At 75.4% G+C, this 4,955-nt stretch carries 3 protein-coding genes; all 3 read left to right on the top strand.

Annotation, left to right across the window (positions count from 1 at the left end):
* On the top strand, window positions 1-495 hold a 495-nt coding region (locus DQW06_RS22285), incomplete at its 5' end, for a uroporphyrinogen-III C-methyltransferase (protein WP_232833118.1).
* Between the two features lie 70 nt (window positions 496-565).
* Window positions 566-2,461, top strand: a complete 1,896-nt coding sequence (locus tag DQW06_RS22280; protein WP_013154442.1) for a dynamin family protein — start codon at window positions 566-568, stop codon at window positions 2,459-2,461.
* Window positions 2,458-4,866 carry a YfjP family GTPase gene (locus DQW06_RS22275; protein ID WP_117199243.1) on the top strand — a complete coding sequence of 803 codons (2,409 nt, stop codon included), beginning with the start codon at window positions 2,458-2,460 and terminating at the stop codon, window positions 4,864-4,866. The genes DQW06_RS22280 and DQW06_RS22275 overlap by 4 nt, the downstream gene beginning before the upstream one ends.
* The last annotated feature ends 89 nt before the right edge of the window (window positions 4,867-4,955 follow it).

The raw sequence follows: 4,955 nt of genomic DNA, 5'->3' as shown, positions 1-4,955 counted from the left end.
GCCGCCGCCTGCGCCGCCGCGGGGATCCCCGTCATCGCCGTGCCCGGTGTGACCAGCGCGCTCGCCGCCCCGGCCAGCGCGGGCATCCCCGCCACCCACCGCGGCGTGGCCCAGGACCTGCACATCGTCTCCGCGCACGTGCCCCCCGGGGACGGGCGCTCCACGGTCGACTGGGCCGGACTCGCCCGCGCGGGCGGTACCGTCGTCGTCCTCATGGGGGTGGAGCGGATCGAGGCGATCGCCGAGGCCCTCGTCTCCCACGGCAGATCCGCCGACACCCCCGTGGCGGTGGTACAGGAGGCCACGCTGCCGGGGCAGCGGACCGTCACCGGTACGCTGGCCACCATCGCCGCCGCGGCCCGATCGGCCGGAGTGCGGCCCCCCGCGGTGGTGATCATCGGAGAAGTGGTCAAAACAGCGCGGGATCTTGACATACTGCACACGGGAAACCAGTTCGAGACCCGTCGACTGGCGACCGGGCGCGATCTCCAGTGAGACCTCCGCCCGCGGCGTACGTCGCTCCGCGGCGGGAACCGTCAGCACCGATGAGGAGGGCACCCCGATCATGACCCGGCCGTCGGCCGCACCGGGGACCAACGGTCCCGGCGCTCCGGACCGGTTCGGAACCGGACCGGCCGCCACCTCCGAACAGCCCGCCCAGGGCTCCGCACCCGCGCGCGAGGCGGACACCGAGGCCGTCGGCGCCCGACGGGGGCCCACCGTGCCGCTCGCCGCCGGACCGGCCAAGCACCGCGCCCCCCAACCCGAAGAGAACCACTTCGAACAGGTCCTGGAAGCACTGCGCAAGCACATTCGGGACCTGGAGTTCGCCGAGGGCCTGCCCAGTGACGAGGAGGGCCGCGCCCTCCAGGCGGACGTGCTCGCCCAGCTCTCCGACTACGTCCTGCCCCGGGTCCGCCGCCCCGACATCCCGCTGCTGATCGCGGTCGCCGGATCCACCGGAGCGGGCAAGTCCACCCTGGTCAACAGCCTGGTCGGCGAACAGGTCACCACCACGGGCGTGCGCCGCCCCACCACCAACAGCCCCGTCCTGGCCTGCAACCCCGCCGACGTCGACTGGTTCAGCGAGGCCTCCTTCATCCCCTCCCTGCCGCGCGTGCGCCAGCAGGGCCTGGCCATGCCGGGCAAGGACGGCATGCTCGTGCTCGCCGCCACCGAGGCCATGCCCCCGGGCGTGGCCCTGCTCGACACCCCCGACGTCGACTCCGCCGTCGCCGCGCACCACGAGTTCGCGGCCAAGTTCCTCGACGCCGCCGACCTGTGGGTGTTCGTCACCACCAGCAGCCGCTACGCCGACGCGCGCGTGTGGGAGTTCCTCCAGGTCGCCCGCGACCGCGACACCTCCCTGGCCGTCGTGCTCTCCCGGGTGCCGCGCAGGGGCAGGCGACAGCTCCTGGACCACTTCGGCGCGATGCTGGAGGCCAACGGCCTGGGCGCGGCCGCGCGGTTCGCCATCCCCGAGACCGACCAGATCCGGGGCGAGCGCTTCACCTCCAACGTCGCCGACCACATCCGCGACTACCTGGCGGAGGTCGCGGGCGAGGCCGAGCAGCGCGACCGCGTCTCACGGCGCACCTTCATCGGCGTCATCGACAGCTTCCGGACGCGGGTGCCCGAACTGGCCCGCCAGGTGGAGGCGCAGATCGAGACCGGCCGCACCCTCACCGCCGCCGTCGACGACTCCTACGCCGCCGCCCGCGACCGCGTCGACACCAGCCTGGCCGACGGCTCCCTGCTGCGCGGATCGCTGCTGGCCCGCTGGCAGGAGGTGGCGGCCGGGGGAGAGCTCACCAGGAGCCTGCGCCCGCGCGGCAGGCGCACGCGCCTGGGCGGCCGCGCCGAACAGGCAGAGCGCGGCCAGCGGGTCGGTGCCCTGGAGCGCGCCATCCGCGACGGCCTGGAGGCCCTGGTGGTCTCCACCTGCGAACGCGCCTCCGACGAGGTCGAGCGCAGGTGGCGCGAGGTCCCCGGCGGCGGCGACCTCGCCTCCAAGGCCCTCAACCAACCCGGCACCGGCCTGCTCTCACAGCAGATCCGCCAGGAGATCACCGAGTGGCAGCGCGGCGTCGCCGAGATGACCACCGCCAGCGGCGCCACCAAGCGCTCCGTGGCGCGGTTCGTCACCTTCGACCACGACGTCGTCGCCCTGGTCCTGATCATCGACCTGCTCGGTTACGAGCGGTCCCGCTCCGGAGGCGGCGCCCATGCGGCCGAGGCCTCCGGCCCTTCCCCGCAGCGCCTGCTCAAGGGGCTGTTCGGCGCCCAGTCACTGCGTAGCATTGGCGCAGCGGCACGGGACGACCTGCGCCAGCGCGTCCAGGGCCTGCTCGACCGCGAGCGCGTGCCCTTCGACAGCGCCCTGGCGTCTGCCGCGATCCCGTCCGAGGACACCGCCGTCCAGCTCTACCAGGCCACGTACAACCTTGAGATTGCACGATGACGACTCAATGGAACCCCGCGCAGGCGCACGGGGAGCCCGGTGCGCACGCCCGCGCCGAGGACGAGGACCGCGAGAGCGGACAGAGCGCGTCCGGCGCCGGTGACGACGGGCGCCCCCGCGGCGACGCGGCGTCCGGGCCCTGGCGCGGGTACACCATGCCGGTGCCCGAGCACCCCGACCACGCCGTGTCCGAGGCGGGCTCCGAGGATCCCGCCTACGACGGCATCGCGGCCTACCCCGACCCCTCGGGCGCCGGGGCTCCGCACCGGGGCGTCCAGAGCGACCAGGGCGCTCCGCGCGGTACGGACGCGGAGCCGGAGGGCCCGGCGCCGTCCCCCGCCGCGCAGCGGCGCTCTGGGCGCCACGCGCGGTCCCTCGCCGACAGGGAGCGCGAGGCGGTCCGCCGTCCCGCCGAGGACCACCACGAGGACCCCGACGGACTCGCCGGATGGGTGGGCAGCCTCGCCGAGGCCGCCGACGACACCCGTATCGCCGGGCGCGCCACCGGCGCCTTCCCGGTCGTCGGCCAGCAGCCCGAGGACGGGGGCGAGGACCAGGCGCCGCCCCGTGCGCGGGAGACCTCCCCGGAACCGGGTGAGCACGAGGCGTCCGAGGAGCCCGCGCCGACCGGATCCGGCGCCGCGGAGGGGATCGAGCCGCTGCCCCGCCGCGTCCCCGGCCCCTCCGCGGTCTCCGGGGCCTTCCGCGCCGTGGGCGCCGACACCGCCGCCGACGCGGAGGAGGACGAGGAGTACCGTCCCACCACCCACGACACCTGGCACTCCACCCGCTCCACCACCCGGGCCGAGCTGATCGAGCGCCTGGACGCGCTGTCCACCCTCACCGAACTGGGCCGCGACGACCTGCCGCAGGAACTCGTCGCCCGGTCCACCCAACTGCTCGACCACGCCGGGGCCCGGCTGCGGCTGTCGGGCGACCACACCGTGGTCGCCCTGGCGGGCGGCACCGGCAGCGGCAAGTCCTCGCTGTTCAACGCCCTGTGCGGGCTCCAGCTGTCGCAGACCGGCGTCACCCGGCCCACCACCTCCAAGGCGCACGCCTGCGTGTGGGGCCACGAGGGGGCCGACGCCCTCCTGGGCTGGCTGGGCGTCCCGACCCGCTACCGCCACTCGCGCACCAGCGTCCTGGACACGGGCAACTCCGAGCTGACCGGCCTGGTCCTGCTCGACCTGCCCGACCACGACTCCGTCCGCAGCATGCACACCGCCGAGGCCGACCGCCTCATCGGCTCGGTCGACCTGCTGGTGTGGGTGCTCGACCCGCAGAAGTACGCCGACGCCGCGGTGCACCACCGCTACCTGGCCCAGATGGCCGGGCACGGCGCGGTCACCGTCGCCGTCCTCAACCAGGTCGACAAGGTCGAGCCCGCCGAGCTGGAGGAACTGCTCACCGACCTGCGCCGCCTGCTGGAGACGGAGTCGGGGGTGCACCCGCGGGTGATCACCACGTCCACGCTCACCGGCCAGGGCATCCGCGACCTGCGCGAGTTCCTCGCCGAGACGGTGCGCGAGCGGCGCGCGCTGGTGGACCGGCTGGCCGCCGACCTGGACCAGGTGGTCGAGCCCTTCGGGGAGTTCCAGGGCGAGGGCGCGGTGCCCGAGGCGGTCCCGGCCCAGGTGCGCGCCCGCGTCCAGGAGGGACTGGCCAACGCGGCCGGTGTGGCGGCGGTCGCCGACGTCACCGAGACCAACGACGTCCGGCGCGGCAGACGCCAGGTCGGCTGGCCGGTGGCCCGCCGCTCGCTGCGGCTGGGCAAGGACCCGCTCGCCGCGGTCCAGCTGGACTTCCTGCGCCGCGACAGCGGCAGCGGTGTGGGCGGCCCGGTGGACGCGCACGAGGCCGAGCTGGAGACCGCGCTGGGCGAGGCCGCCGACAGTGTCTCGGAGGGCATGCCCCCGATGTGGCGCCGCCGCATGCGCGCCGTGGCCCGCGGCGCCGTTCCCGAGCTGCCCGCCGAACTGGGGCAGGCCGTGGCCGGGGCGGTCGGCGATCCCGACCGGAGCCCGTCGTGGTGGAAGGTCGCCCGTGCGGCCCAGTACGCGCTGCTCGCGGTCGCGGGCCTGGGCCTGGCCTGGGCCGTCGTGACCCTGTCGAGCTGGCTGGGCGGCGGCATCACCGGCCTGGTGGTGTTCGACGACCCGGTGTTCGCCGCCTACTCCGGCGTCCTGGTGGTCGCGGCCCTGCTGGTGGGGTGGCTGACCGGGGTGGGCTGCGGCAACCTCGTCGAGGTGGCCGCGGTCCAGCGCCGCGAGGACGTGGAGCGCACGGCCTCCGCCCGGGTCCGGGAGATCACCGGGCTGCGCGTCGTGGAGCCCCTGGAGGCCGAACTGGCCAGGTACCGGGCGTTCCGGGCGGCCTACGAGGTGGCCAGGACGGCGGACTGACCCCGGGGTCCGGAGGGGCGCTGACGCCCCGACCGGAGCCCCACCGCGTTTCCGAGGCCGGGGACGGGCGGCACCGCGCCGCCCGTCCC

Origin of the sequence: Nocardiopsis sp. TNDT3 (genome assembly GCF_003427465.1) — a bacterium.
Lineage (GTDB): Bacteria > Actinomycetota > Actinomycetes > Streptosporangiales > Streptosporangiaceae > Nocardiopsis > Nocardiopsis dassonvillei.
The sequence above is the reverse complement of the archived record's forward strand: the minus strand, read 5'-3'. Positions and strand labels throughout refer to the sequence as shown.